A 25,713-nucleotide genomic window follows, 5' to 3' on the forward strand; every position below is an offset into this window, starting at 1 on the left:
GGTTCCTGTTGGGTTCGGGGGTCGAGCTGAACGGAGAACCATGTCCAGACCGGGTGGACGGCGCGCGCTCGCGCTCGGCGGCGCGCTGACGATCGCGATGACCGCGACGCTGCCGGCGGGACCGCCGGCGGCGGCGAACCAGGCCAGGGCGGCGGCGGTCACCGCCTCCTGTACGAAGACCTCCGACTGGGGCACCGGCTTCGAGGGCAAGTGCACCGTCACGAACGGGACGGGCAGCGCGCTCAACGGCTGGAAGGTCGAGTTCGACCTGCCGGCCGGCACCTCCATCGGCTCCAGCTGGGACACCACCAGGAGCGTCTCCGGAAACCGCTACACCTTCACCGACGCGGGCTGGAACGCCACGATCGCCGCCGGCGGCACGGCGAGCTTCGGCTTCGGCGGCACCGGACCGGGCTGGATCTCCGGCTGCACGGTCAACGGCGGCGCCTGCGACGGTACGGGCGCCCCGGCCGACACCGAGGCCCCGGGCGCGCCCGCGAACCTGCGTTCCACCGGCACGACCTCCTCCAGCGTGGCGCTCGCCTGGAACGCCGCCGCCGACAACGTCGGCGTCACCGCCTACGACGTCTACCAGGGCACCGCCAAGGCGGCGACCGTGACGGGCACCACGGCCACCGTGTCCGGGCTGTCGGCGAAGACGGCCTACACCTTCACGGTCAAGGCCCGCGACGCCGCCGGGAACGTCTCGGCCGCCTCCAACGCCCTCACGGTCACCACCGCGGAGGGCGGCGGCACCGGGCCCGGCGGCGGCAAGGTGATCGGCTACTTCGCCCAATGGGGCGTCTACCAGCGCGGCTACCACGTGAAGAACATCGACACCAGCGGTTCGGCCGCCAAGCTGACCCACATCAACTACGCCTTCGGCAACGTCCAGAACGGCCAGTGCACGATCGGCGACAGCTACGCCGACTACGACCGCTTCTACCAGGCGGGCGAGAGCGTGGACGGGCAGGCCGACTCCTGGGACGCCGGGGCCCTGCGCGGCAGCTTCAACCAGCTCCGCAAGCTCAAGAAGAAGCACCCGCACCTGAAGGTGATCTGGTCGTTCGGCGGCTGGACCTGGTCGGGCGGCTTCGGCCAGGCCGCCGCCAACCCCGCCGCGTTCGCCGAGTCCTGCTACAAGCTGGTGGAGGACCCGCGCTGGGCGGACGTGTTCGACGGCATCGACATCGACTGGGAGTACCCCAACGCCTGCGGCCTCACCTGCGACACCAGCGGCCCCGCCGCGTTCCGCAACCTGATGTCGGCGCTGCGCTCGCGGTTCGGCACGGGCAACCTGGTCACCGCGGCCATCACCGCCGACGGCACCGCGGGCGGCAAGATCGACGCGGCGGACTACGGCGGCGCGGCCCAGTACGTCGACTGGTACCTGCCGATGACCTACGACTTCTTCGGCGCCTGGGACGCCGACGGGCCGACCGCCCCGCACTCGCCGCTGACCTCCTATGACGGGATCCCGACCCAGGGCTTCCACTCCGACGCCGCGATCCAGAAGCTCAGGTCCAAGGGCGTGCCGGCGAGCAAGCTGCTGCTGGGCATCGGGTTCTACGGCCGCGGCTGGAGGGGCGTCACCCAGAGCGCGCCCGGCGGCTCGGCGACCGGCGCGGCGCCCGGCACGTACGAGGCGGGCATCGAGGACTACAAGGTCCTCAAGGGCCGCTGCCCCTCCACCGGCACCGTGGCGGGCACCGCGTACGCCAAGTGCGGTGACCAGTGGTGGAGCTACGACACCCCGGCCACCATCGGCGGCAAGATGACCTACGCCAAGAACCAGGGACTGGCCGGGTCCTTCTTCTGGGAGCTGAGCGGCGACACCACGGGAGGCGAACTGATCACCGCGATGCGCAACGGCCTCGGCTGACGAGAGCCGCCTACGGGAACGAGGACCCCGGCCCCCTGCCAGGGGGGCCGGGGCCTTGCCGTCATGAGTCACGGCAGCGTGCCTCCTGACAGAATCGGCGGGTGGCCATACGGACACAGGACGCCCGAGGAGGACTGCTTGCACGAGTGGAAGCTGGACCGGACCCACACCAGCGCCTCCGGGGAGGTGCGCTGGAGCGTCTTCGGTGAGGAGGGCGGCCCGCCGCTCGTCCTGTGCCACGGGACACCGTTCTCGTCCTACGTCTGGCGGCACGTCGGCCGCGCCCTCGCCGCCGGCCACCGCGTGCACGTGTGGGACATGCCGGGCTACGGCGCCTCGGAGAAGGCCGAAGGGCAGGACGTCTCCCTCGCCGCGCAGGGCCGGGTCCTCGCGGAACTGCTGGAGCACTGGGGCCTTGCGGAACCGCTGGTCGTCGCGCACGACTTCGGCGGCGCGGTCGCGCTGCGGGCCCACCTGCTGCACGGTGCCCGCTACCGCGCGCTCGCCCTGGTCGACCCGGTCGCGCTGGCGCCGTGGGGCTCGCCGTTCTTCCGCCTGGTCAACGCGAACGCGCGGGTCTTCGAGCAGCTCCCGCCCGGCCTGCACCGGGCGCTCGTCCGCGAGTACGTGTCCACCACCGGCGGGCCCGGCCTGCACCCGGCGACGCTGGACGCCCTCGTGGAGCCCTGGCTCGGCGAGTCCGGGCAGCCGGCGTTCTACCGCCAGATCGCGCAGGCCGACCAGCGCCACACCGACGAGATCCAGGCCCGGTACGGCGGCATCGACCTGCCGGTACTGGTGTGCTGGGGCACCGACGACGCGTGGATCCCGGTGGCCAAGGCGCACGAGCTGGCCGCCGCGATCCCCGGCGCCCGGCTCCACCTGATCGAGGGGGCCGGCCATCTGGTCCAGGAGGACGCCCCCGCCGAGCTGACCGCCGCGCTGCTCGGCTTCCTCCGGGAGCAGGCCCGATGAGCCGGGCCGAGCCCGTCGAGGCCGTGCTGTTCGATCTCGACGGCACCCTGCTCGACCACGCCGGGGCGGCCGCCGCGGCCGCCGCGGCGAGCCTGCCCGGCACCGACGCCGCGTACGTGGCGCGCCGCTGGCTGGAGCTGGAGGAACTGGTCTTCGCCCGGTACCTGGCCGGTGAGCTGGGGTTCGCCGAGCAGCGCCGGGTCCGGGTCACGATACTGGCGGCCGAGCTGGGCCTGGGCGACTGGGACGCCGCCCGCGCGGACGCCTGGATCGCCGCCTACCTGGAGCGCTACCGGGACGCCTGGCGGGTCTTCCCCGATGTCGCCGGCTGCCTGGACGCCCTGGAGTCCCGGGCGGTGCCGATCGGGATCATCACCAACGGGGACGGCGCCCAGCAGCGGGCCAAGATCGAGGGGCTCGGGCTGGCCGACCGGTTCCCGCACGTGGTGATCTCCGGCGAGGCGGGGGCGGCCAAGCCCGCCGCGGAGATCTTCCATCTGGCCTGCCGGACGATCGGGGTGGCGCCCGGGCGGGCCGGGTACGTCGGCGACCGCCTGACCACCGACGCGCTCGGGGCGCGGGCGGCCGGAATGCTGGGGGTGTGGCTGGACCGTCCGGGGGAGGGCGGCACGGCGGGCGCCGTCCCGGACGATCCGGGTGTCCCGAGGATCACCACCCTCGCCCGGCTGCCCGCGCTGCTGGGCTGACGGCGCGTCCCCGTCTGACGGCTCAGGCGTCGGGGCTCCCGCCGAACGGCTCAAGCGTCGGTGCTCCCGCCGAAACGGCTCAGGCGGCGGGCCCGGACGCGCGGGCCAGGACGTCCCGGGCCAGGCTCTCACCGGCGGCGTTGCCGAGGCTGCGGTAGATCTCCAGTGCCTCGGCGGCCGGCCCGCGCGCCTCGCCGTCGCGCCCCGCCTCGATGAGGACCTCGGCGAGCGCGCGCCTGCTGCGGGCCTGCCACCAGCGGTCCCCGAGGTCGTCGAACGCCGCGATGGCCTGGCGCACCGAGGCCGCCGCCTCGTCGTGCCGCTCCAGCCGCCCGAACGCCCGGCCCTCCGACACCCGCGTCCGGGCCACGCCCCACGAGTCACCGAGGCTCTCCAGCATCTCCTTGGCCTGCCGTACGAAGATGAGTTCGCGCAGGCCGTTGCGGGGATCGCCCACCTCCCCGGCCGCACGCAGGCACCGGGCCTCCTCCCACTGCTCGTGCCGGAACCGGAAGGCCTCGGCGGCCCGTTCCAGAGTGGGCGCGGCCAGGCTGAACTTGACCTCGGCGGCGTGCAGGTCACCGGCCGCGTGCAGGGCACGGGCCTCCGCGGCCAGCACCTCCCCCAGCGCGCGCAGCGTCTGGGCCTCGGAGTAACGGTGGCCGTTGCGGCGCAGGACGTCCAGGGCATCCTCCAGGAGTTCCCTGGCCTCCTGCGGACGGCGTTGGGCGAGCCTCAGCTCGGCCAGGTTGCGCTGCGCGCGGGCGTGCCACCACCGATCGCCCTCGTTCTCGAACACCTCGATGGCCTCCAGCAGGTAACGCTGGCTCTCGTCGATGTTGCCGGCGTCGCGCAGGCTCATCCCCACCGCTCGCAGGGCGCGGGCCCGCCACCATCCCTCCCGGAGCCCGGTGAAGATCTCCAGGGCCTCGGTCTGGTCGGCCAGCGCCCGTTCCGCCTGCCCCTGGCCGACGGACACGGTGGCCCGTTCGAGCAGGGCGATGCCCAGCGACCGCCCGTCGTCCAGGCGCCGGGCGGCGGCGCAGGTCAGCTCCGCCAACGTCCGCCACTCCTGCCAGAAGACCCGCAGCGAATGGAACAGCGAGCACGCGGCCCGGCCCAGCCGCCAGACCAGCCCCCACATCTCCCGGTCCGCGGCCTGGTCGAGAAGGGCGAGCAGGGCGGGCCGCTCGCTGGTCAGCCAGTCGATCGCGGCCGGTCCGGACGCGGCGCCGGGTCCCGCCGCCCCGCCGGCCTCCGCGCGGGCGGGCCCCGCCCGTCCCGTGCCGACACGGCCGGCCGCCGTCCGGCCCGTGCCGGAGCGGCGGTGCCAGTCCTGCGGCCAGCGGGCGGCGGCGACCGCCTCGGCGCGTTCCCGGTACCCGTCCAGGACCCGTTCGATCGCCGCGCGCCGCTCGTCGCCGGAGTCCTCCCGTTCGGCCCGTTCCCGCGCGTAGAGGCGGACCAGGTCGTGCAGGCGGTACCGCATCTCCCCGGTGGCGTCGGTGCCGGTGCACTCCACGAGCTGGGCGTCCACCAGCGCCTCCAGGTGGTCGCCCCCTTCCAGGTCGGAGACGTCCAGCAGCGCGCCCGCCACCCACGCCTGGACGTCCGGCGCGGCGAGCAGGCCCAGGGCCCGCAGCAGCCGCCGCTGGGTCCCGGTGCAGTCGTCGTAGCTGAGCTGGAGGCTGGCCCGGACGCTGCCGTCGATGTTGCGGGCGATCTCCAGCTCGTCCAGGCGGCGGCGGCGCTCGTCCTGGAGGCGGCCGGCCATCTCGCGCAGCGTCCAGCTCCGGCGCGCCGCCAGCCGCCCGCCGCAGATGCCGATGGCGAGGGGCAGCCGGCCGCACAGCTCGACGATCGCCGCGGCCGACTCGGGGTCCGCGGCCACCCGCGGGGACCCGGCGAGACGGCGCAGCAGCTCCACGCCGTGCGCCGCGGTGAACTCCTGGAGCCGCAGGTCGAAGGTGTTGCGCAGGTAGAGGGGCTGCCGCGAGGTCACCAGGACCGCGCAGCCGCCGACCGGCGGGAGCAGCGCCTGCACCTGGTCGGCGTCGTGGGCGTTGTCGAGCAGGACGAGGAGGCGGCGTCCGCGTGCCCACGTCCACCACAGCTTCCGCAGCTCCTGGAGGCCGCCGGGGTCGGTGGTGAGCCGGACGCCCAGCGCCAGCAGGAACCCGATCAGCACCTCCTCGGGCCGGACCCGGGCCTCCCGGTCCGCCGGGTCCCCGGGGCCGCCGGGCGGTCCGCCGGCCAGGTCGCCGCGCAGGTCGAAGTAGAGCTGGCCGTCGGGGAAGTCCTCGGCGATCTCGTGCGCGAACCGGGCCGCCAGCGCGGACTTGCCGACCCCCGCCGGGCCGTGCACCGACACCACCACCGGCGCGACCGGCGAGCCGCTCTCCGGGGCGAACGCGCGGCGCAGCTCGGCCAGCGACCGGTCGCGGCCGGTGAAGTGCGCGATCACGGGCGGGAGCTGCGCCGGGACCGCGGCCGGTGCCGGGTCGCCGGCCTGGTCCGTCCTTCCCGAGCCGCCGTCGCCGCCGCCCTGCTGGGTGCCCCACGCCGCCAGCCCGGCCAGCGCCGCGACGCCGCCGACGACGCCCAGCCGCACCGGTTCGGGCAGGGTGAGGGACTCCAGCGAGGTCGTGACGGCGGTGATGACGGCGGTCAGCCCGCCGACGATCCAGGGCGCCGCCAGCCGGGCCCGCCGGTCCCGGCCGGCCCGCGGCCCGGAGGGCGGCGGGGCTTCGGAGGGGTCGGAACCGGACGTTCCCCTCGGCATGCGCATCCCCCGTCTCCCTGAGACATCGCCCCCGGGCCCTACGATCTCGGGATCGGAGGCCGATGTGAACCCCTCCGTGGGCGACGAGCGGATGACCTCTCAGTGATCATCAGGCGTCCGGGCCGCCCTCCCCCGGCGGGTCCGGCAGGTCGGCGTCGCAGACGGCGCAGCCGGGGAACGCGTCCTTCACCAGGTTGAGCTGGCCGCACTCGGCGCACCGGCGGAAGGCGAACGCGTCGGTGAAGCCCCCGGGACGCCGCAGCCCGGCCCGGTCCAGGGCCGCGGCGACGGCCGGCCAGCAGGAGGGGTCGGGACGGTAGCCGGTGGACTGGTTGGTGACCGCGACCACGGCCGCCCCGCCGTCGAAGGTGATCTCCCCGGCGGCCAGGACCGGCGCGCCGCCCGCGCACGCCACGTGCTCGCTGCGCCGCGGGGCGAGCAGGAGCGTGCCGCCGAGATCGACCACGTAGGTGAACGGCTCGTCGCGCTCGTCGCGATCCCGGCCCTCCAGCCAGCGGCACGCGTCGGCGGCCGAGCCGATCGGCACGCCGCCGTCCAGCCCGGGACGGACCCGCGCGCGGATCTCGGGCGGACCCTCATAGGCGTAGGAACGGGCGTCTCGCACCCCTCGATAATGAGGTGACTCCGGGCACCGGCGCGACGTATTTTGGCCGGACCTTCCAGCGTCGACATGACCAGTGATCCGGAAAGAGCCATGGCCTTCCACGAGGTGGGGCGGCGAGCTAGCCGCGCCGGGCAGGGGAACGGGCGATCGTGCCCGGCCCGGCCCGGCGGTGCGCGCCGTCATCCCATCGACCTCGTGAGGCCGTTCCATGCGTTCCCCTGACATCCGTCGGCGTTTCCTGGACTTCTTCTCCGCGCGCGACCACCGCGTCGTGCCGTCGGGGCCGCTCGTACCGTCCGATCCCACGCTGCTGCTGACCGGCGCGGGCATGGACCAGTTCAAGCCGTACTTCCTCGGGCAGTCCGTGCCCGCGCACCCCCGCGCGGTGTCGGTGCAGAAATGCGCGCGCACCTCCGACATCCACAACGTCGGACGGACGACCCGGCACTCGACGTTCTTCGAGATGCTCGGCAACTTCTCCTTCGGCGACTACTTCAAATCCGAGGCGGCGGCCTGGGCGTGGGAGCTGCTGACCGAGGGCTTCGGGCTCGACCCCGCGCGGCTGTGGGCCACCGTCCACCAGGACGACGGGGAGGCGGAACGGCTGTGGCGGCGGCTCGGCGTCCCGGCCTCCCGGATCCAGCGGCTCGGCATGGCCGACAACTACTGGTCGATGGGCGTGCCGGGGCCCTGCGGCCCGTCCTCCGAGCTGCACTACGACCGGGGCCCGGCGTTCGGGCGCGAGGGCGGCCCGGCGGTGAACGGCGAGCGCTACCTGGAGCTGTGGAACCTCGTCTTCATGCAGAACGTCCGGGGCGAGGGGCCGGCCAAGGAGGGCTACCCGATCGTCGGCGAGCTGCCGGCCCGCAGCATCGACACCGGCCTGGGCCTGGACCGGCTCGCGGCGGTCCTGCAGGACGTGGACACCGTCTGCGAGACCGACCTGCTGGCCCCGGCGTTCGGCCTCCTCCAGGAGATGGCGGGACGCGAGTACCCCGGCCGGGACGGCGGCGAGGCGTCCACCTCGTTCCGGGTGACCGCCGAGCACGCCCGGTCGGCGGCGTTCCTCATCGCCGACGGCGTCCTGCCGTCCCCGGACGGCCGCGGCCACGTGCTGCGGCGGCTGATGCGCCGGGCCGTCCGGCACGCGCGGCTCCTGGGCGTGGACGGCCCGGTGCTGCCCGCCCTCACCGGCCGCGTGGTCGACACCCTCGGCCCGGCGTGGCCCGAGCTGGAACGGCGCCGGGCGCTGATCGAACGGGTCTGCGCGGCCGAGGAGGAGGGCTTCGACCGGACCCTGCGGCAGGGCTCCCGGCTGCTCGACGCGGAACTCGGCCGGGCCCGGGCGTCCGGCGCGCGGACGCTGCCTGGGCGCGCGGCGTTCGAGCTGCACCACACCTACGGGTTCCCGATCGACCTGACCGTCGACGCGGCCCGGGCGGCGGGCCTGGAGGTGGACCGCGACGCGTTCGCGGCGTTCCTGGACGAGCAGCGCCGCCAGGCCAGGCAGGCGGGCCAGGTCAGGAAGGGCGGCGCGGTCGCGCGGCGGGACCTGTACCGGCAGGTGGCCGCCCGGCACGGCCGCACCGCCTTCGTCGGGCACGGCACGACCGCGGCCGAGGCCCGGATCGTCGCGCTCCTGAACCCCTCCGGGGAGGTCGCGGAGGCGTCCGAGGGCGACCGGGTCGAGGTGATCCTGGACCGCAGCCCGTTCTACGCCGAGTCCGGCGGCCAGGTCGGCGACACCGGCACCCTGCGCACCGCGGGCGGCGCGCTCGTGGAGGTCCTCGACACCCGCCCCGGGCTCGACGGCCTGCACGTCCACGCGGCGCGCGTGACCGGCGGCGAGATCCGCACCGGCGAGGACGTCCACGCGGAGGTGGACGCCGGGCGGCGCGCGGCCACGGCGCGCTCGCACAGCGCGACGCACGTCCTGCACGCCATGCTCCGCCGCGTCCTGGGCGACCACGCCGTCCAGCGCGGCTCCCGGGTCGAACCCGGACGGCTGCGCCTGGACTTCGCCCACTTCACCGGCGTCGACACCGGCCCCGTGCAGACCCTCGTGAACGACTACCTGCTCGACGATCCCGAGGTCCGGGTCTGGGAGGCCGGCCGTGCCGAGGCGGAGGCGGCGGGGGCGATCGCGCTGTTCGGCGAGAAGTACGGCGACCGCGTCCGCGTCGTCGACATCGGCGGCTCCTCGCGCGAGCTGTGCGGCGGCACCCATGTGGGCCACGGCTCGCAGGCGGGGCCGGTGCACATCGTGGGCGAGTCCTCCATCGGCACCGGGCTGCGCCGGATCGAGGCCCTGACCGGCGCCGACGCGCTGCGCCACCACGACCGCGAGCACGCCCTGCTGGCCGAGCTGGCGGCGCTGCTGAACGTACCGCCGGACCAGGCCCCCGGACGGCTCCGCCAGCGGCTCGGCACGCTCGCCGAGACCCGCCGCCGGCTGGACGGGCTGCGCGCGGCCGAGCGCACCGCGCTGGCGGCGCGGCTCGCGGACCGGGCCGAGCGCCTGCCCGGCGGCGCCTGGCTGGTCGCCGAGATCGTCCCGGAGGGCGACCTGCGGGCGCTGGCGTCCGAGGTGGTCGCCCGGCACCCCGGCGCGCCCGGCGTCGCCGTCCTGGGCGCGCGGACCGGGGACAAGGCCGCGCTGGTCGCGGCGCTCTCCCCCGGAACCCCCGGCCGGGCCCGGGACGTCCTGGCCCGCGCGGCGGCGGCGGTCGGCGGCGGCGCGGGCGGCACGGGCCCCGTCGCGAACGCGGGCGGGCGCCGTCCCGAGCACCTGGAGCAGGCGATCGTCCAGGCGGCCCGGGACGCGCGGGATCTGCTCCTGTCCACCCCTTGATCCGGGTAGATCACGGCGTATCGTCCGAATTACCCGGATGAAGGGAGCGGAAGGTGCTGCGCCTGTTCTGTTTCGGCGGTCTCGGCGTGACGGTGGAGGACGTCTTCCTGATCGATCCCGACCCCGAGCGCGGAGGCCGCGAACGCGGGGTGCGGGTCGAGCTGCGGCTCCTCCCGCCCCAGCCGTGGCGCGGCTCGGTCAACGCCTCCCAGCCGGTGGTGGCCGACCGCGCCGTCTGGCGCGCCGACCTCCTGGAGACCGCCGCCGGCGGGCCCGGGACCAGGGACCGCATGCACTTCCACCCCGGCATGATCGCCAACGAGCCCGGCCGGCGGGTCTTCGTCCCGGAACTGACCGAGGACCCGATGGGCTGGCTGGAGGGGCAGCTCATCGACGCCGTCGCGCTCCTGGAGGCCGCCGGGGTGGAGAACCCCGAAACCTACCGGGACTCCGCCGACACCCTGCGCGAGGGCCTCGCCGAGGTGGTGGCCACCGTGTCCACCGTCCTCGACGGGGTCCGCGCGGGCGAACTGGCCAGGACCCCCGTCCACCCAGGGCCGCAGATCTGACTCAAAGAAAGGCGGCCCGGACGGCCAGCAACCAGGCCTCGACCACGTCTTCGTCCGGCCGCTCGGGCAACGGCGTGCGCGCGGCGTCGAAGTCGCTCTCCGCCTTCGCCAGCACGCCCTTGGCCACCTCCAGGTCTCCCGCGGCCACCCGTTCACCGAAGTCCCGGTACCACTGCGGATCGGCCAGCCGGACGGTGAGCGTCCCCGTCCGGTAGAGCTCCAGCCCCTGGTGGACGAGCCGCGCCAGATGCCGGGCGTGCTTGGACGTCCGCTTACGCGTGTCCGCCGAGAACGACCCGTCCCCGCGGTTCTCCAGCCTGCGGAACTGCGACACCGCGTACCCGAAGTAGGCGTCCCGCACCCGCCCCGCTGAAAGGAACGCCCGCCGGATCCCGATCAGCCGCTCCCCCAGCTCCGTACGGGTCTCGTACTCCTCCAGCCACAACAGCTCCGTCACCGTGGGGTTCACCCCCAGGCACAGCGCCGCGTACTTCCCCGCCTCATGCCACGTGACGTCCGGAGCGGTGGAGACCTTCGTGGCCTGCTTCCCCGTCGGCGGCCGGAGCCCGTGGAACAGCACCGTAGGGGCCGCGAACATCCCGAGCCGGTCCACATCGGACTCCGCCGTCGCCAGCCCGTAGGCGTTCGACCCCACGACCCCCGACAGCAGCACGTTGGTGACCTCGACCACGGCACCCTCCCGGCATCGACCCTGTGGACGCCGGCCACCGTATTACAGCCAAGATCACAAGTCGTCCCGTTATCGGCGCCCGGGTCACTGCCGCGAATTCGTCGCCACGAGGCATTTCATATCGATAGCCCTCCCACGACAGGGGGCCGCCGTAGGCTGATCCCGCACGGGACGGACAGGAGGCTGAGGTGGCCGAGACGACGGTGGCCGAGGTGATGGCCGAGCTGGCCGAGCTGGAGGACCCGAAGGTCCGCGCGGTGAACGAGAGGCACGGCGACGATCACGGCGTGAACCTCGGCAAGCTGCGCGCCCTCGCGAAGCGGCTGAAGACACAGCAGGAACTCGCGTACCGGCTCTGGGAAACGAAGGACACCGCTGCGAGACTGCTGGCCCTCCTGATCTGCCGCCCGAAGTCCTTCGAGCGTGACGAGCTGGACGCCATGCTGCGCGAGGCGCGCACACCCAAGGTGCACGACTGGCTCGTGAACTACGTGGTGAAGAAGAACCCGCACTCCGAAGACCTGCGCCTGGCCTGGTTCACCGATCCGGATCCGGTGGTCGCGAGTGCCGGCTGGGCGCTGACCACCGAACGCGTGGCGAAGAAGCCCGAGGGCCTCGACCTCGGAGGGCTGCTCGACATCATCGAGGCGGAGATGAAGGACGCCCCCGACCGCCTGCAGTGGTCGATGAACAACTGCCTGGCTCAGATCGGCATCGACCACGCCGAGCACCGCGCCCGCGCGATGGACATCGGCGAGCGCCTGGAGGTCCTCAAGGACTACCCGACTCCCCCGGGCTGCACGTCTCCGTTCGCGCCCATCTGGATCACCGAGATGGTGCGCCGAGCACGGTGAACCCGTGCCCCACGCGGGAGGCCCCCGTCTCCCTCAGGGGAGACAGGGCCTCTGACCTGCGTCGGGCTGGCGGGATTTGAACCCACGACCCCCGGCACCCAAAGCCGGTGCGCTACCAAACTGCGCTACAGCCCGCCCGCCATCACGGCGACGCGAGCAGTCTAGTGCCGATCAAGCCCGGACGCCTCGTCCATTTCCCGCAGAACGCAAGCACAGCCGAAACCCTGTACTCTACGGATGGCGATCGGCGCCCCCTCTGGGGCCGCACCATCGCACGCGGGCGTAGCTCAATGGTAGAGCCCCAGTCTTCCAAACTGGCTACGCGGGTTCGATTCCCGTCGCCCGCTCCCACCACGAAGGCCCAGGCCAGAGGCATGATCCTCCCGCCTGGGCCTTACCGCTTCTCACGATCGTCTCCGCTTCCGTGCCCGTCGCGTGCCCGACCGCCGCAGCGGCCCGCCCTTGGGCCCCGCTGAGACCCGTCCGCCGCTAGTTACAAGTCTCGTCGGGCCGAGAGAGGAAGGTGGGGGAAGAGCAACGGCTACGCCGCTCCCTGCCGCCTCCACCAGTCCGTATCAACCGTCCAGTTCTCAAGCTGTCCCCAACTCGCGACGCGATCAAGGACTGCCTGCGGTAGCCGTACCGAGTGCTCACGGACGTAGTGTCCGAGCCCCTCCGGCCACAGATACTTGCCGTCCAAGAACTCAAGGCTTCCAACAGACTCACCGCAGATCCGACACGAGGACTTCCCCGCGGCGGCCCAGGGAGCGCGCTGCCCTCGATCCAGATAGTCCGCGACCCGTTCACGCTCGGCACCGTCCCACGAGGGATCTATCCACCTCTGAGGATCCGGCCAGTGAGGCTCTCGCTCGCTCCGCCAGTAGCCGATCAGGGTGAGCGTGAAACGATCTTCGTCCATGACGGTCATGGTGCCAGCGCCGACGAAGAGCCACTCCTTCGCGAACAAGCGCGTCTGCGCCATGTCCTGATCGTGCCCGTTGGGGTGGTCGGTAGCGGGGTGCTACGGGCGCTCACGGATCATGGGGTGAAGCCGTTGAGCTGTATCGATGCAGGTTTCAAGATCGGGAACCGTGATCCTTGAAACCTCCTGCGCGGGTTGGATTCCCGTCGCCCGCTCCAAATTTTCCCAGGTCAGAGCCCTGGAGCGGGCGAGAGAGGCGAAGGGCGTGGCGGGTCGCCAGCCTGTCCAGGTGATGTCGAAGACGCGGATGATCTCGGCCACGTCATCGACATAGAAGCGAGACCAGCCCGAAGTCTCCGAAGATGACTTGGCGGAACTCCGGTTCGTCCGTATAGATGGCCATCGCATCCCAGGGACGTTCGGAGACATCGGCCAGTGCGGACACCAAGGCATCGAAGGCTTCAGGAGGAAGACCGCCGATCTGGGCGAGTGCGGTCGCGTGGAGGTCAACGCGATGGCTCAACGAGTGCCGCCCGTACGCTCAGACCAACCCGGGATCGCTTCGTCCGCCGGAGCGAAGTCTCCGGCCCCTGTGCGAGCTTGCTCCGCACGTGCCTTGAAGTCGGGTCGAGCGTACGCAGTGGCCCGCAGGTGCCACAGGCGCAAGACATCCTGCAGTTGCCGGTAGCGCCATAGCTCGTGCGCGGCGTCGAGCGCACTCCGGTAGTCCCGGATGAACCGGTCTCTCTCCTCGTGAGGCAACCGACACAAGATCTCTTCTGGGTCAAGCGGGCCGTGATCGAGTGGTTCAGCCGTCACGGCGCCCTCCTCGGTACTTCGCCTACTTGCTTGCCTGTGCACGTCACCAGGAGTCTACTTGTGCAGCGCTGCACAAAAGGGCCAAGCTGCCGCGTGACCTCGTCTGTCGCGAACTGGGCGCGGGCCTTGGCCAGCAGGGGGTGGTCGATCTCGTCCAAAGGCTGATCAAGCGGGGGCGACGAGAGGCCGAGGTCCTCCAGGACCGCTCGCAGCATCGGCCGAGTCGGACTCGCACGTGGGCCTGGGAAGGCGCGGGGCTTCCCAGGGCGGTCAGCGGGCCATGAAGCGGCTCAGGTCGTGGGCCTTCTCTCGCAGCCTTGCCGCCCGTGCTTCGCCGTCCAACTGAACGGACGCGTCTGTACGCGCCGGGACCTGGATGTCCGCTGTGTCCGGAGGAGCGGAGGACGTCCAGTTCACCTGGATTCCGGCACGCTGCGCGAGGACCAGTGCCATGGCGGTGAAGTTCTCGGAGAGGGCCGACACGATCGGGTGGTGCGTTCTTCGGTGCCGTTCCACCAGCGCGTTGACGAAGGTTTCGAAGGTGCTCGGGTCGATCTGGCACTCGTCGTTCTCCATCGGCCCCATGCCCGACGGGAGCCCGAGTTCCTCCTCGAAGAGCGCCACCTGGCGCAGAAAGAGGCGGGAAGGGCCGTTGGACGGGTTCCACAAGGTCTCTTCGCCCATGTCGAAGTACTGGCTCATCCGGCCGGCTTCCGGTGCTTCACGCGGGACAGGGTAGCCATGCCGGCGCGTGAGCGGCCGGGCCGGAGGCCAGAGGATGATGGAGGGAGGGGCATAGGCGCGCTATGCCCCTCCCTCGGATCCTTCGCGCTGCGATTACGCGGGATTCATCAGTCGCAGGCGCGCGAGTATCCCCTCACGTAGCCGTCGGTCCAGCCCCGGGTGTAGCAGTCGAGCCGGCGATGGAAGAAGCTCGAACGCTTCTTGCAGTCCTTGCGGCCGTCCCGGTAGCCCTGGCGGAATCCGTCCCGGTAGCCCCTTTCGTACCGCGCTCTGTCCCTGTGCCTACGACATTCTCGCGGTACGGCCCTTTCCGTGATTCCCGCGCTCTTCGCGACCGCCGGCGCTTTCGTGCACTGGGAAGCGGCCGATGCTTGAGAGATCCCGGCGGGACCGATGGAGAGCGCGGTGAAGAGCGCTGCCGTCAGGACGGTCGCGCGTCGTGTAGCGGACATGAGGTCTGCCTCCTTCGTGACGGGACGTTCCGACAGGAGCTTTCCACCAAGAAACGAGAGATATACGAAGGAAGAACTTAACGATCTACAAAGTCTGCCTATAGGGCACCTATCACATCGAACTGGGGGAGGTTACAGGAAAGGCCCGGAAGCACAGTTTTCTCCGCGCACGCTCTCCCCCGTCGCGGTCAAGAAGAAGGTGGGGCAGGAGGCATGATCTTCCCAATCATTCGCATCCTGAGGATCAAGTGGAGGCGGGTCAGGCGGCCGCGTCGAGCGCCGCCGCGAGGACGAAGTCGGCGATCGTCGTGGCCACCCGCCGGTGGCCGGGGGCGTTGAGGACGTCGTGACGGGCGCCGTGGAAGCCGATGAAGTCGGCGTGCTTCAGCCGGGCCGCCCAGGCGTGGTTCTCACGGGCGGGGACGATGGTGTCGCCCATACCGTGCACGAACATCACGGGCAGGCCCAGGACGGGGAAGCGGTCGGCGAGCAGGTCCCAGGCGGAGCGCGGCGTCCGGGGGGCCACGCGTTCGCTCTGGGCGCGGCGCCGTCCCGCGTCCAGGTCGCCCAGGTCCAGGCCGCCCGGCTCCAGCGGCCGCGCCGTGATCGGCGTGGCGACCAGGAGCAGTCCGGCGAGCCGGTTGTCGTCCGCGCAGGCCGCCAGGGCGGCGGCGGTCCCGCCCAGGGAGTAGCCGCCCAGGATCAGCGGCAGCCGGGCGCGGTCCGACAGAACTCCGAGCGCTTCGGCGAGCCCGTGCAGGGTCACGGGGCCTCGCCCGCGCGGCTGGACGCCCGAGACGTTGATCCGGCGTGCGGTCAGCGCGTGGGCGAGCCGCTCGAAACGGGCGGATCTCGGGCGGGCGCCGTGCACGAACAGCAGGTCGGCCAGGGGGTGCCGGGCCGGCCATGTGTGCACGGCCACATGATCAGGCACCGCGTCCCTGCGGGGGCGTTGCGGGGAAAACATGAGGAACTCCAGGTAAGGGCGCGTCCACACCGGAACCGGTCGGTGCAAGGGCGGCCCGGGCGGCCGCCGGAACGAGAGCCTCAGCCTGGACAGAGACAGCTGGCCACGCGGCACAGATCGACGTGTCCGCGCGAGGTGAGCCGAACGCCTGTCCCCATGGAATCAACGGTAGGTCGTGACCCCGAATTACTCAACTAAATTGGTAGGGAAACTTTTCATGCGGTCCAGACGGATGAGTCGGCGCCGCCGACCACCCGGCCGCGCTTGATGGTGGTCCGGCGGCCGGGGGCGTTGCGCAGGACGTCGGCCACCCTGGTGACCGAGAACAGCACCAGGTCGGCCGCGGCCCCCACCCGGACGCCGTCGGCGGGGACGCCGACGTAGTGGGCCGCGTTCACGGTGACCATGTCGAACACCTGCCTGATCTGGCGTTCGGACCACATCCGCCCGGCGACGCAGGTCACCATGGCGACCTCGGCGGGGTCGAGGCGGCCGAAGGGGAACCACATGTCGTGCATGTTGTCGCTGCCCGCGGCGACCGTGATCCCGGCGGTGAGGAGGTCCTGGAGCCGGGCCACGCCGCGGCCGGGCGGGTTCGGCCCGTCGCCGACCAGCATCAGGTTGCCCATCGGGCAGACGCAGATGTCGATCTCCGCTTCGCGGACGGCCTCGATGACCTCGGCGGCGGCGGGGGCGTCGTAGGCGTCCAGGGCGCAGCAGTGGCCCGCCCTGACGCGGCCGGTGAGGCCGGCCTCCACGGTCCGGCGGGCGAGGGCCTCCAGGTCGCGCTGCCCGGGGTCGTAGCCGTAGTCGCAGTGGACGTCCAGCGGCACGTCCAGCTCGCCCGCCAGGTCGATGAGCAGGTCCAGGTGGCGGACCCGGTCCGGCGGCTCCTCCACGTCGGGGGCACCGCCGAGCACGTCCGCGCCGGACGCCAGCGCCTCGCGCAGGAGCCGCGGGGCCGCGGGGTCGCGCACGATGCTCTCCTGGGGGAACGCCACCAGCTGGATGTCGATGAGGTGCCGGTACCGCTCCCGGAGATCGGCCAGGACGCGCAGGGCCGACAGGCCGCCCACCGGATCGACGTCGACATGGGCGCGCAGGGTCCCCACGCCGTGGCCGACGGCGAGGCGGATGGCCTCGGTCGCGCGGGCGGTGAGGTCCTCAGGGGTGTAGCGGGCCTTGACCTGGCGGGTACGTTCCAGCGCGGCGTCCACGGGGTGGTCGCGGCCGCTCGGGGGCAGGTGCGGGAACGTCAGGGCCTTGTCGATGTGGAAGTGCGGGTCGACGAACGCCGGGGTCAGCAGCCCGCCCTCGGCGTCGATGATCTGGGCGGGCGCGACCGCCGGGAGGTCGCCGATCGCGGCGATCAGGCCGTTCTCCAGGTGGACGTCGACGGGGCCCGCCCGGTCGAGCAGGCGGGCACCGCGGATCAGCAGGGGGTCAGGCGCCATCGGTGCCGAAACCGTCCAGCTCGGAGCGTTCCTCCAGGGTGCGCAGCTCCTCGAACAGCGTGATCTGGAGCCCGGCGGGCGCGTCCAGGCGGGAGTTCAGCGACTGCCATGGCGTGACGGTGGGCGGGGCGACCTCCTCGGCGCCGGCCTCCAGCAGGCGTCCGGTGGCGGCCCGGGCGTCGTCCACCTCGAAGGCGACGCGGATCCTCGGCGCGACCTGCCGTCCCACCTCGACCTCGTCGATCATCCGTTTCTGCGCGGGGTTGGCGATCTCCAGGGTGGCCCGGCCGGCGTCGAGGATCACCACGCGGGCGTCGCCCTCGCCGGAGAAGGCGGCCTGCTCGGGCAATCCGAGGGCGTCGCGGAAGAACGCGACGGCGGCCTCGTAGTCCTCGGCCTCGACGACGAGGCGGAGCTGGCGTACGGGCGGGGGCGCGGCGTCGGTCATGGGGTTCCCTTCAGTTTCGATGGTCGGTCATGCCCACCAGGCCCCGGCCCAGGGTGCCGGGGTCCCGCGGCGCCCACCGGCCGGCGGCGGCTTCGCTCAGGAAGGCGTCGAGCACGGCGTTGAACACCGCGGGCTCCTCGTGGTTGACGGTGTGGCCGGTGCGCGGCAGCACCGACAGGCCCGCTCCGGGGACGGTCCGCTTCAGCATGAGGTTCACGTCGAGGCAGCCGTCGTCCTCGTCGCCGACCACCAGCAGCACCGGGGTCGTGACGGCCGCCAGGCGGTCGCGCAGGTCGTACAGCGAGGGGCGGCGGGCCAGCACCTCGGAGAACGTCAGGGACATGCCGACGGGGTCGCGGCCGGCCAGCCGTTCACCGAACGCGCGCCACCCCGCCGGGTCCTTGAGCTTGAACTGAAGGCGGGTGGGGCCGTTCCGGTAGGCGTCCGCCGCGGTACGGACGTCCTCGCGGAACAGGCGGGCGGCGTTGCGCGCCTCGTCGGCGAACCCGGCCCTCTGGTGCGGCGCCGACCCGTAGCCGGCGCCGATCACGGTCGTGCTGAGGCAGCGGCCTGGGTGGTCCAGGAGCAGGTGGACGGCGCAGAAGCCGCCCATGGACAGCCCCACGACGTGGGCCGCGTCGATGCCGAGCCCGTCCAGGACGGCGACCGCGTCCCGGACGGCGGTGTCCTGGCCGTAGCGGGCGGGGTCGGCGGGAACACCGGACGGCGGGTACCCGCGGGCGTTGTAGCGGACGCAGGTGTACCGGCCGGCGAAATGCTCGACCTGCGCCTGCCAGTCGTGCAGGTCGCCCGCCACCTCGTGCAGGAACAGCAGGGGCGGTCCCGATCCCTCGACCGCGACCGCCAGGCGGGTGCCGTCGGGGGCGGTGACCTGGGTCGTGGCGGTCATGCCCGCGGCCCGCCCTCGTCCGCGGCCCTGAGGGCGGCCCAGGCCGGCCACACGTGCCTCATCAGTTGGAACGCCAGCGCCGTGACGGGCATGGGGAAGCCGCCCGCGTCGGCCTCCCGCTGGACCGACCGCATGTCCTTCAGGAGGATGTCGAGGTCCTCTCCGGGCACGTAGTGCTCCCACCACGGCTTGACCCGCCGCCAGTTGTCGACGACCCAGCTTCCCCCGACGCTCACCGAGAGCATCGACATCAGCTGGTCCTCGTCGACGCCGAACTCGTCGACGAGGCGGATGGCCTCGAACACGCCCATCATGTTGACGCCGAAGGTGAGCTGCACGGCGAGCTTGGCCGCCTGCGCGGTGCCCACCCGTTCGCCGACGTGGAAGATGTTGGCGCCCATCAGGTCCAGCAGGGGCCGGAGCCGTTCGAACAGGGCGGCGGGGGCCGACACCATCAGGGTCAGGGTGCCCTCCTCGGCTCCCCACGGCCCTCCCGACATCGTCGCGTCGACCGCCGTCACCCCGTGGCCGTCCAGCTCGCCGGCCAGGGCGCGCATGGTGGACGGGTCGAGCGTGCTGGCCACGACGGCGGTGAGGGGCTTGCCCGCGCGGGACACGCCGTCCTCGCCGAGCAGCACCTCGCGGGTCTGCGCGGCGTCCCGTACGACCGACAGGACGACGCCGGAGGAGGCGCGGGCGGCCTCCAGCGGGGAGGCGGCCAGGTGGATCCCGGCCGCGGCGGCCTCCTCGCGGCGCGCGGGCGAGGGGTCGTAGCCGTGCACCTCGTGGCCGCCCTTGACGAGGTTGGCCGCCATTCCCAGGCCCATCGCGCCGAGGCCGATGAAGCCGATGCTCTCCGTCATGTCGCTCCCAGGTCGTCGGGGCCGGCGGGCCGGCCCGGCAGGTCGGCGACGAGCGCCGTTTCGGCCGCGGCGGCCAGTTCGCGGGCGAGGTCCAGGTGCCGGGGGTCCTGGAGGTAGGCGTCGCGGGCCCGCTCGTCGGGGAAGCCGAACGCGGCCCCGGCCGTGAAGCCGCCGCCGAACGGCTCGGTGCTGACGTTCGGCCCGGCGTGGACCTCCCGGGCGCCCAGGCGGGCGGCCAGGTCCGCCAGCTCCCCGAGGAGCGCCCGGGCCTGAGGCTCCGCGCCGTCCCGCGGCCGGACCAGAACGATGTGGACGAGGCTCACCGGGCCGGGTCCGTCCTGGTGAAGGGGCTGATCCGGGGTTCGCCCCGGAACTGCACCGTCTTGTACTCGGTGAACTCCCGCAGGCCCTCCTCGCCGGCCTCGCGCCCGAACCCGGACGCCTTCACCCCGCCGAACGCCAGGGCCGGGGAGCCGTCGCTGGCGGTGTTCACCCAGACGGTGCCCGCCTCCAGCTCGCGGCTCACCGCGAAGGCGCGGTCGAGGTCGGACGTCCACAGGGACTGGGCGAGGCCGTAGTCGGTCGCGTTCGCCAGGTCCACGGCCTCCTCCCCGGACCGGAACGCCGTCACCGACAGGACCGGCCCGAAGATCTCCGAACGGAACACCGGCGACTCGCGGCCGACCGAGCCGATCACGGTCGGGGAGTAGAACGCGCCCGCCTCCAGTTCGGGGCCGCCGGGCGGGCTCCCGCCGGTCAGCACCTCGCCGCCGGCCTCCACCCCGGCGAGGACGGCGGCGTGCACCCGGTCGCGGTGCTCATGGTGGATGAGCGCGCCGATGTCGGTACGGGGGTCGTCGGGCATGCCGACCCGCAGCGCCGCCGCCCGCTCGACGACGGCGGTGGTGAACTCGGCGGCGACGGCCTCCTCCACCAGCAGCCGCGAGCTGGCCACGCAGGACTCTCCCTGGTTGGCGAACGCGGCGAACACGATCCCGTCGGCCGCCGCCTCCAGGTCGGCGTCGGCGAACACCACGTTGCCGGTCTTGCCGCCCAGTTCCAGGCCGACGCGGGTGAGGGAGCCGGCCGCCGCGCGCATCACCTCCCGGCCGACCCTGGTGGACCCGGTGAACGAGACGTAGGAGACCCGGGGATGGGTGACCATCGGCAGGCCCGCGGCCGGGCCGGTGCCGGTCACGACGTTCACCGCGCCGGGCGGCAGCCCGGCCTCCTCGCACAGCGCGGCTATCTCCAGCGCGCTGCTGGAGGTGAACTCCGACGGCTTGACGACCAGGGTGCACCCGGCCGCCAGGGCGTAGGGGAGCTTCTGCAGCAGGATGAGCGCGGGGAAGTTCCAGGGGGTGATGAGCGCGGCCACGCCGACCGGTTCCCGGGTGGCGAGCGCGGTGTAGGCGTGGGCGAGGCCGGTGAAGGACTCGCCCTTGGCCGTACGGGCGAGCGCGGCGGCCTGCCGGACGTGCGCGACGCCCAGGTCGATGTCGCCGCGGGCGAAGGCCAGCGGCTTGCCGACCTCCTGCGAGTCCAGGGCGGCCAGCCGGTCCGCGTCGCGTTCCAGCAGCCCGGCCAGGCGGTCCAGCAGGCCGGCCCGGGCCATGGCGGGCGTGCGCCGCCACCCGGCGGAGGCGAACGTCGCGGCGGCGGCGCGGACGGCGGCGTCCACCTCCTCCGCCGTCCCGGCCGCGTACCGGGCGACGACCTCGTTCCTGGCGGGGTCCCGCCGGTCGAGCGGCGGGCCGTCCACCCGTTCCCCGGCGATGTGGTGGCCGTAGACGCGGGCGGTGGTCTCCCGCGTGGTCTCCGGGGCGGTCTCGGGGGCGGTCATCGGGTCAGCTCCACGATCTCGCTGCCGGCGATGAGCGGGATCCGTCCCTCGCCGGACGCGACGACCGCCTGCCACCCGGGGTCCTCCCGGAAGGCCGACCAGCGGGCGGCCCGGTCCTCCTCGTCGGCGAACTCCAGCAGGTAGACCAGCTGCTCGCCCTTGGTCAGCCGCCGCAGCCAGGGGCCGTGCGCGGTGATGCCGTGCTTGGCGAACAGCGGCAGGCTCACCTCGGTGAACTGGTCGAACAGCTCCCGGGTGCGACCCGGCGTGATGGTGTAGTAGCGCAGTTCCGCGATCATCGGGCTTCCTCGTCGGGGTCGGATACGGGCCAGGCGGCGCGGATGTCGTCGGCCGCGGCCACCACGGCGAACCGCCGCTCGGCGGTACGGAGGGACGCCGCGTGCAGGTCCATGTCCCAGGACGCGCAGGCGTCGGCGGCGATCGTCACGTGGAAGTCCCGGGCGAACGCCTCGCGGGCGGTGGTGTCCACGCAGACGTTGGTCGAGACGCCGCAGCAGATGACGCTGTCGCGGCCCAGGCTGCGCAGGACCAGTTCCAGGTTGGTTCCGGTGAAGCCGCCGTAGCGGTACTTCTTGACGACATGGTCGCCGGGACGGGGGGCCACCTCGGCGACGATCTCCTGCCCCCACGAGCCGTCGAGGCAGATGTCGGGGGCGGAGTACGCGGCGCGGGAGCGGGCGTCCCGCCACACCGGCGAGTCGCTCGCGCCGCCGGGCAGGGTGGTGTGCTGGCTGTGGATCACGGCGGCGCCGGCGCGCCGGGCGGCCTCGGCGAGGGCCGCGACGGCCGGCAGGATCCGCTGGGCGTGGCCGACGTCCCGGCCGCCCACGGTGGCGGCCTTGCCCTCGTCGTGGACGAAGTCGTTGGACAGGTCGATGAGGATCAGCGCGGTCCGGTCCGGGCGGAGCCGCTCGGCCAGCGCGGCGGGCGTGACGGACGGCGTGACCGTCGGCGTGACCCCGGGGGTGGCGGACGGCGGGACGGCGGGCGTGACACCGGTCATGACAGTGCCTCCGTCGCGTGCCACAGCGCGTCCGTCCAGGCGTCCGCCGGTGCTCCCGTGGCCCCGTCCGGGCCCGTGGTTCCGCCCGGCCCCGTCGCGCCGTCCGGCCCCGCGGTTCCGGACGGGGCTGTGGCGAGGGGCGGGGCGCCCAGCCCGGCGACCAGCCAGCGGTCGCCGAGGCGGTCGGCGGCCGGTGCCGCGTCCGTGCCCGGGGCGAGCAGCGCGTACAGCCCGCGCCTGCCCTCCAGGCCGGTGGCGGGGGCGGTCATGCCGGCGCGGGCGAGCGCGGCGGCCTGGCGGCCGTTGAGCGCCGCCCTGCCTCGCTGGAACGTTCCGAGCAAGGTGGGCGCCAGGACGGCCAGGCCGGACGCCTGGGTGGCGGCGATGCCGAGGGCCCGGGTCACCGTCTCGCCGTCGAGCCCGTCGGAACGGGCGGTGGCCGCGGCGGCGCCCACGAGCACCGCCGCGCAGACCGGGTCCCATCCACCGGCCACCCGGCCGTCCAGGGATCCGCGCACCCGCAGGGCCAGCTCCAGCCCGGCGGCGAACGCCTCGGTCACCCGGTCGCGGCCGGCCTCGGTGGTGTCCGCGTGATGCAGGGCGGCGCAGGCCACCCAGTAGGCGGTGGCGGTCACCGGGTCCTCCCGGGCCGCCGCCGCGAGGGCGGGCAGGGCCTCGCACCAGGCCGCGGCGGCCTCGACCGCCTCGGGCGGGGCGGCGGCCTCGGCGGCGAAGCGGCCCATGCGCACGGTCGTCGTCATGGCACCGGCACCTCCTGCCCCGCCTCGTCCAGCACCGCGGCCACGGTCCGCGGCCGGGTCTCCTCCGTGAGCCGGGCGAGGGCGTCCCAGAGGGGGCGGGCCCGTCCGGGCGCCAGCGCCTCGGCCTTGGCGATCAGCTCGTCGTCGGTCAGCGGGCGTTCCAGGCTGCCCCGCGCGTGCTCGACGGCCGACTCGACGACGCCCGCGCCCGTCCGGATCTCCAGCGTCGCCGCGTCCCGGGGCATCCGGGGGTCGGGGACCAGCTCGATCCGGGCGCGCAGGCCGGACAGGAAGGGGTCGGCCGCCGCGGCGTCGCTGAACTCCGCCAGGCCGCCGGTGCCGCGGGCGAGCCCGGCGGCCACCCCGTGCACCGCCGAGAAGCGGGCCTGCAGGCCGGTGCTCGGGTCGAGCCGTCCCATCAGCTCGGGGACCAGCGGGTGGCAGCGGTAGCGGACCCCCGCGACGTCCGCCGGCTCGATCCCCCGCCGGTGCGCCTGGACGGCCGCGTCGATGCCGGGATGGGCGACGATGCCGCACGGGTAGGGCTTGAAGGTGTTGTCCAGCAGGTCCCACCGCGTCCCGAGCCCGTCGAGCAGGCGGTCCGGAGAACGCCGTCCGGGCGCCAGGGCCCGCAGCAGCCCGCCGATGTCCGGGAGGGCCGTGCCGCCCCCGTCCGCGAACGCGCCGCGGGCGGCCTCCGTGGCGGCCAGCAGCCCGTTGGCGGCGGCCTTGCCCGCGTGGAACGGCTTGACCTCGGTGCCGAACGCCTCGCGGTGCCCCAGGGTCTGCAGCGACGCCAGCCGCAGCGCGAGGGCGAGCCGGTCGCGGTCCGGGGAGCCGAGCAGCCCGGCGGTGACCGCGGCGCCGATCACCCCGCAGGTGCCGGTGATGTGCCAGCCGCGGTCGTAGTGCTCGGGGCTCACCGCCAGGCCGAGCCTGAGCTGGACCTCGCAGCCGAGGGCGAACGCGGCGAGCAGGTCCGGGCCGGGCACGCCCGTCCCCGGGCCCGCCGCCCACGCCGCGCCCAGGACGCTCGCGCCGGGATGGATGACGGTGGCCAGGTGGGTGTCGTCGAAGTCGTCCAGGTGCGCGGCGAACCCGGTGAGCAGCGCCGCGTCGGCGGGCCGGGCGCGTCCGGGGACTCCGGGGGCGGCCGGGATCCCCGCCGGTACGGCGAGCGCGGCGGCGAGCCGGGTCACCTGGGGGGAGCCGGACGCGCCCAGCGCCACCGCCAGGACGTTGAACAGCGTCCGCCGCGCCGCGTCGGCCACGTCCTCGGGCAGGGGCCGGGCGGCGGCGCCGAGCACCGCCTCGGCGACGTCCTCGTAGGAGGGAGCGGTCATGTGCTCGGCTCCAGCCAGGTGATGGCGCCGAACGAGAAGGCGAGCTGGGCCAGGCCGCCCTCGCCCGCGCCGTGCCAGTGCTCCTCGCCCGGTTCGATCCACACGACGTCCCCCACCGTCACGGGCAGGGGGTCCTCGCCGCGGCGGCCGACGTACCCGGCCCCCTCCACGACGTGGATCACCTGGCCGTCGGCGTGCGTGTGCCAGTGGCCGCGCACGCCGGGGTCCAGCCTGATCAGCGCGGTGGTCGCCTTGCTCGCCGGGCCGCCCTGGACGGCGGAGCTGAACGCGGCGCCGGTGAAGCGCTCGGGCTCGGGCACCGGGGTGGGGTCCCGCAGCAGGTCGGCGACACGGAAGAGCCTCACGCCACGGCCTCCTTGCGCTGCGGGCCCTCGGGGGCGGCGGTGATGGACACCTCGGTGAAGCGCCGCATCGTGTCGATCAGGGCGGTCTCGGCCGGGAGCCGCTCCATGCTGGAGGCGCCGAGGAAGCCGACCGCGCCGGGGACCATCCGCAGGACCTCCTGGGCGTCGTCGGGGGTGGCGATGGGCCCGCCGTGGCACACCACGAAGACGTCCTCGCGGACGCCCTTGGCCGCGTCGTGGATCTCCCGGGTCCGCGCCGCCGCGTCCGCCAGGGACATCGGGGACGTGGAGCCGATGAGCCCGGCGGTCGTCAGCCCCACGTGCGCCACGACGACGTCGGCGCCGGCGGCGGCCATGGCGCGCGCCTCGTCCTCGGTGCGGACGTAGGTGGCGGTCAGCAGGTCCATCTCGCGGGCCAGCCGGACCATCTCGACCTCCTTGTCGAAGCCGTAGCCGGTGGCCTCCAGGTCCGCCCGCACGCTGCCGTCCAGCAGGCACACGGAGGGGAAGTTCTGCACCCCGGAGAACCCGAGGTCCTTCAGCTCGCGCAGGAAGCGCGGGATGTTCTTGAACGGGTCGGTGGCGCAGACGCCGGCCAGGACCGGGGTGCGGCTCACGACGGGGAGGACCTCGGCGGACATCTCCACGACGATGTCGTTGGCGTTGCCGTAGGGCATCATCCCGGCCATCGAGCCGCGCCCGGCCATGCGGAACCGGCCGGCGTTGTAGATGACGATGAAGTCGACACCGGCCTCTTCCGCGCACTTGGCCGACAGCCCGGTGCCGGCGCCCGCGCCGATGAGGGCCCGGCCCGCGCGGACGCGGTCGCGGAAGAGGGGGACGTGATGCTCACGGCTCATGG

At 73.7% G+C, this 25,713-nt stretch carries 28 protein-coding genes and 2 tRNA genes; 7 read left to right on the forward strand and 23 right to left on the reverse strand.

The genetic code is table 11. The features are described 5' to 3' along the window. Positions 1 to 40 precede the first annotated feature (40 nt). The 3 genes from IW256_RS27790 (at position 41) to IW256_RS27800 (ending at position 3,564) form a co-directional block, all read left to right on the forward strand. On the forward strand, positions 41 to 1,882 hold the full coding sequence (locus IW256_RS27790) for a glycosyl hydrolase family 18 protein (protein ID WP_231403955.1): 1,842 nt from the start codon (positions 41 to 43) through the stop codon (positions 1,880 to 1,882). Between the two features lie 138 nt (positions 1,883 to 2,020). After that, the gene (locus IW256_RS27795; protein WP_231403956.1) at positions 2,021 to 2,857 is read left to right on the forward strand and encodes an alpha/beta fold hydrolase; all 837 of its coding nucleotides are present in this window, start codon (positions 2,021 to 2,023) and stop codon (positions 2,855 to 2,857) included. Beyond that, on the forward strand, positions 2,854 to 3,564 hold the full coding sequence (locus tag IW256_RS27800) for an HAD family hydrolase (protein ID WP_197013756.1): 711 nt from the start codon (positions 2,854 to 2,856) through the stop codon (positions 3,562 to 3,564). The genes IW256_RS27795 and IW256_RS27800 overlap by 4 nt, the downstream gene beginning before the upstream one ends. A 79-nt stretch (positions 3,565 to 3,643) precedes the next feature. On the opposite strand, the gene IW256_RS27805 is transcribed toward IW256_RS27800, so the two are convergent. After that, positions 3,644 to 6,352, reverse strand: a complete 2,709-nt coding sequence (locus IW256_RS27805) for an ATP-binding protein (RefSeq protein WP_197013757.1) — start codon at positions 6,350 to 6,352, stop codon at positions 3,644 to 3,646. A 103-nt stretch (positions 6,353 to 6,455) separates the two neighbouring features. Next, positions 6,456 to 6,971 carry a hypothetical protein gene (locus tag IW256_RS27810; protein ID WP_307829136.1) on the reverse strand — a complete coding sequence of 172 codons (516 nt, stop codon included), beginning with the start codon at positions 6,969 to 6,971 and terminating at the stop codon, positions 6,456 to 6,458. Positions 6,972 to 7,179: 208 nt separating this feature from the next. Between IW256_RS27810 and alaS the strand changes: the two genes are divergently transcribed. Together alaS and IW256_RS27820 are read left to right on the forward strand one after the other, a co-directional pair. After that, complete coding sequence (alaS, locus tag IW256_RS27815; protein WP_197013758.1) at positions 7,180 to 9,822, forward strand: alanine--tRNA ligase; 2,643 nt, start codon at positions 7,180 to 7,182, stop codon at positions 9,820 to 9,822. Between the two features lie 53 nt (positions 9,823 to 9,875). Then, complete coding sequence (locus IW256_RS27820; protein ID WP_197013759.1) at positions 9,876 to 10,391, forward strand: hypothetical protein; 516 nt, start codon at positions 9,876 to 9,878, stop codon at positions 10,389 to 10,391. Position 10,392: 1 nt separating this feature from the next. On the opposite strand, the gene IW256_RS27825 is transcribed toward IW256_RS27820, so the two are convergent. Beyond that, the gene (locus IW256_RS27825; RefSeq protein WP_307829138.1) at positions 10,393 to 11,082 is read right to left on the reverse strand and encodes a nucleotidyltransferase domain-containing protein; all 690 of its coding nucleotides are present in this window, start codon (positions 11,080 to 11,082) and stop codon (positions 10,393 to 10,395) included. Positions 11,083 to 11,297: 215 nt separating this feature from the next. Between IW256_RS27825 and IW256_RS27830 the strand changes: the two genes are divergently transcribed. Further along, positions 11,298 to 11,936 (forward strand): DNA alkylation repair protein, encoded by a 639-nt coding sequence (locus IW256_RS27830; RefSeq protein ID WP_197016610.1) that lies wholly within the window; start codon positions 11,298 to 11,300, stop codon positions 11,934 to 11,936. Between the two features lie 61 nt (positions 11,937 to 11,997). Here IW256_RS27830 and IW256_RS27835 read toward each other — a convergent pair. Next, positions 11,998 to 12,071 (reverse strand) — tRNA-Pro (locus IW256_RS27835). A gap of 141 nt (positions 12,072 to 12,212) precedes the next feature. Between IW256_RS27835 and IW256_RS27840 the strand changes: the two genes are divergently transcribed. Next, positions 12,213 to 12,283 (forward strand) — tRNA-Gly (locus tag IW256_RS27840). A 194-nt stretch (positions 12,284 to 12,477) separates the two neighbouring features. Here IW256_RS27840 and IW256_RS27845 read toward each other — a convergent pair. The 19 genes from IW256_RS27845 to IW256_RS27920 form a co-directional block, all read right to left on the reverse strand. Beyond that, entirely contained in the window at positions 12,478 to 12,918 is a 441-nt protein-coding gene (locus tag IW256_RS27845) for a hypothetical protein (protein ID WP_197013760.1), read from the reverse strand. Between the two features lie 39 nt (positions 12,919 to 12,957). Beyond that, positions 12,958 to 13,179 carry a hypothetical protein gene (locus IW256_RS27850; RefSeq protein ID WP_197013761.1) on the reverse strand — a complete coding sequence of 74 codons (222 nt, stop codon included), beginning with the start codon at positions 13,177 to 13,179 and terminating at the stop codon, positions 12,958 to 12,960. Position 13,180: 1 nt separating this feature from the next. Continuing rightward, a complete protein-coding gene (locus tag IW256_RS41530) occupies positions 13,181 to 13,381 on the reverse strand; it encodes a hypothetical protein (protein WP_231403957.1) in 201 nt (66 codons plus the stop codon). Further along, complete coding sequence (locus IW256_RS43155; RefSeq protein WP_420535424.1) at positions 13,378 to 13,719, reverse strand: DUF6247 family protein; 342 nt, start codon at positions 13,717 to 13,719, stop codon at positions 13,378 to 13,380. The genes IW256_RS41530 and IW256_RS43155 overlap by 4 nt, the downstream gene beginning before the upstream one ends. Before the next feature lie 228 nt (positions 13,720 to 13,947). Further along, positions 13,948 to 14,379: a DUF6086 family protein gene (locus tag IW256_RS27855; protein WP_197013762.1), complete on the reverse strand. Its 432-nt coding sequence runs from the start codon at positions 14,377 to 14,379 to the stop codon at positions 13,948 to 13,950. 753 nt (positions 14,380 to 15,132) lie between these two features. Further along, positions 15,133 to 15,789 carry an alpha/beta hydrolase gene (locus IW256_RS27860; RefSeq protein ID WP_197013763.1) on the reverse strand — a complete coding sequence of 219 codons (657 nt, stop codon included), beginning with the start codon at positions 15,787 to 15,789 and terminating at the stop codon, positions 15,133 to 15,135. Positions 15,790 to 15,920: 131 nt separating this feature from the next. Next, positions 15,921 to 15,998 (reverse strand): putative leader peptide, encoded by a 78-nt coding sequence (locus IW256_RS43160; RefSeq protein ID WP_386922785.1) that lies wholly within the window; start codon positions 15,996 to 15,998, stop codon positions 15,921 to 15,923. 57 nt (positions 15,999 to 16,055) lie between these two features. Beyond that, positions 16,056 to 17,294, reverse strand: coding sequence for an amidohydrolase family protein (locus IW256_RS27865; RefSeq protein WP_197013764.1), 1,239 nt, complete (start codon positions 17,292 to 17,294; stop codon positions 16,056 to 16,058). Then, entirely contained in the window at positions 17,284 to 17,742 is a 459-nt protein-coding gene (locus IW256_RS27870) for a VOC family protein (protein WP_197013765.1), read from the reverse strand. The genes IW256_RS27865 and IW256_RS27870 overlap by 11 nt, the downstream gene beginning before the upstream one ends. Before the next feature lie 10 nt (positions 17,743 to 17,752). After that, positions 17,753 to 18,652, reverse strand: coding sequence for an alpha/beta fold hydrolase (locus tag IW256_RS27875; protein WP_197013766.1), 900 nt, complete (start codon positions 18,650 to 18,652; stop codon positions 17,753 to 17,755). After that, positions 18,649 to 19,515 carry an NAD(P)-dependent oxidoreductase gene (locus IW256_RS27880; protein WP_197013767.1) on the reverse strand — a complete coding sequence of 289 codons (867 nt, stop codon included), beginning with the start codon at positions 19,513 to 19,515 and terminating at the stop codon, positions 18,649 to 18,651. The genes IW256_RS27875 and IW256_RS27880 overlap by 4 nt, the downstream gene beginning before the upstream one ends. Then, positions 19,512 to 19,838 carry a Dabb family protein gene (locus tag IW256_RS27885; RefSeq protein ID WP_197013768.1) on the reverse strand — a complete coding sequence of 109 codons (327 nt, stop codon included), beginning with the start codon at positions 19,836 to 19,838 and terminating at the stop codon, positions 19,512 to 19,514. Before IW256_RS27885 ends, IW256_RS27880 begins: the two co-directional genes overlap by 4 nt. After that, the gene (locus IW256_RS27890; RefSeq protein WP_197013769.1) at positions 19,835 to 21,358 is read right to left on the reverse strand and encodes an aldehyde dehydrogenase family protein; all 1,524 of its coding nucleotides are present in this window, start codon (positions 21,356 to 21,358) and stop codon (positions 19,835 to 19,837) included. The genes IW256_RS27885 and IW256_RS27890 overlap by 4 nt, the downstream gene beginning before the upstream one ends. Further along, on the reverse strand, positions 21,355 to 21,657 hold the full coding sequence (locus tag IW256_RS27895) for an NIPSNAP family protein (protein WP_197013770.1): 303 nt from the start codon (positions 21,655 to 21,657) through the stop codon (positions 21,355 to 21,357). The genes IW256_RS27890 and IW256_RS27895 overlap by 4 nt, the downstream gene beginning before the upstream one ends. After that, the gene (locus IW256_RS27900) at positions 21,654 to 22,382 is read right to left on the reverse strand and encodes a cysteine hydrolase family protein (RefSeq protein ID WP_197013771.1); all 729 of its coding nucleotides are present in this window, start codon (positions 22,380 to 22,382) and stop codon (positions 21,654 to 21,656) included. Before IW256_RS27900 ends, IW256_RS27895 begins: the two co-directional genes overlap by 4 nt. Continuing rightward, entirely contained in the window at positions 22,379 to 23,143 is a 765-nt protein-coding gene (locus IW256_RS27905; RefSeq protein ID WP_197013772.1) for an MmgE/PrpD family protein, read from the reverse strand. Before IW256_RS27905 ends, IW256_RS27900 begins: the two co-directional genes overlap by 4 nt. Further along, positions 23,140 to 24,486 (reverse strand): MmgE/PrpD family protein, encoded by a 1,347-nt coding sequence (locus tag IW256_RS27910; protein ID WP_197013773.1) that lies wholly within the window; start codon positions 24,484 to 24,486, stop codon positions 23,140 to 23,142. The genes IW256_RS27905 and IW256_RS27910 overlap by 4 nt, the downstream gene beginning before the upstream one ends. Further along, complete coding sequence (locus tag IW256_RS42850) at positions 24,483 to 24,851, reverse strand: cupin domain-containing protein (RefSeq protein ID WP_197013774.1); 369 nt, start codon at positions 24,849 to 24,851, stop codon at positions 24,483 to 24,485. Before IW256_RS42850 ends, IW256_RS27910 begins: the two co-directional genes overlap by 4 nt. Continuing rightward, the gene (locus tag IW256_RS27920) at positions 24,848 to 25,711 is read right to left on the reverse strand and encodes a phosphoenolpyruvate hydrolase family protein (RefSeq protein WP_197013775.1); all 864 of its coding nucleotides are present in this window, start codon (positions 25,709 to 25,711) and stop codon (positions 24,848 to 24,850) included. Before IW256_RS27920 ends, IW256_RS42850 begins: the two co-directional genes overlap by 4 nt. Between the last annotated feature and the right edge of the window lie 2 nt (positions 25,712 to 25,713).

This window comes from Actinomadura viridis (assembly GCF_015751755.1).
GTDB classification, from domain to species: domain Bacteria; phylum Actinomycetota; class Actinomycetes; order Streptosporangiales; family Streptosporangiaceae; genus Spirillospora; species Spirillospora viridis.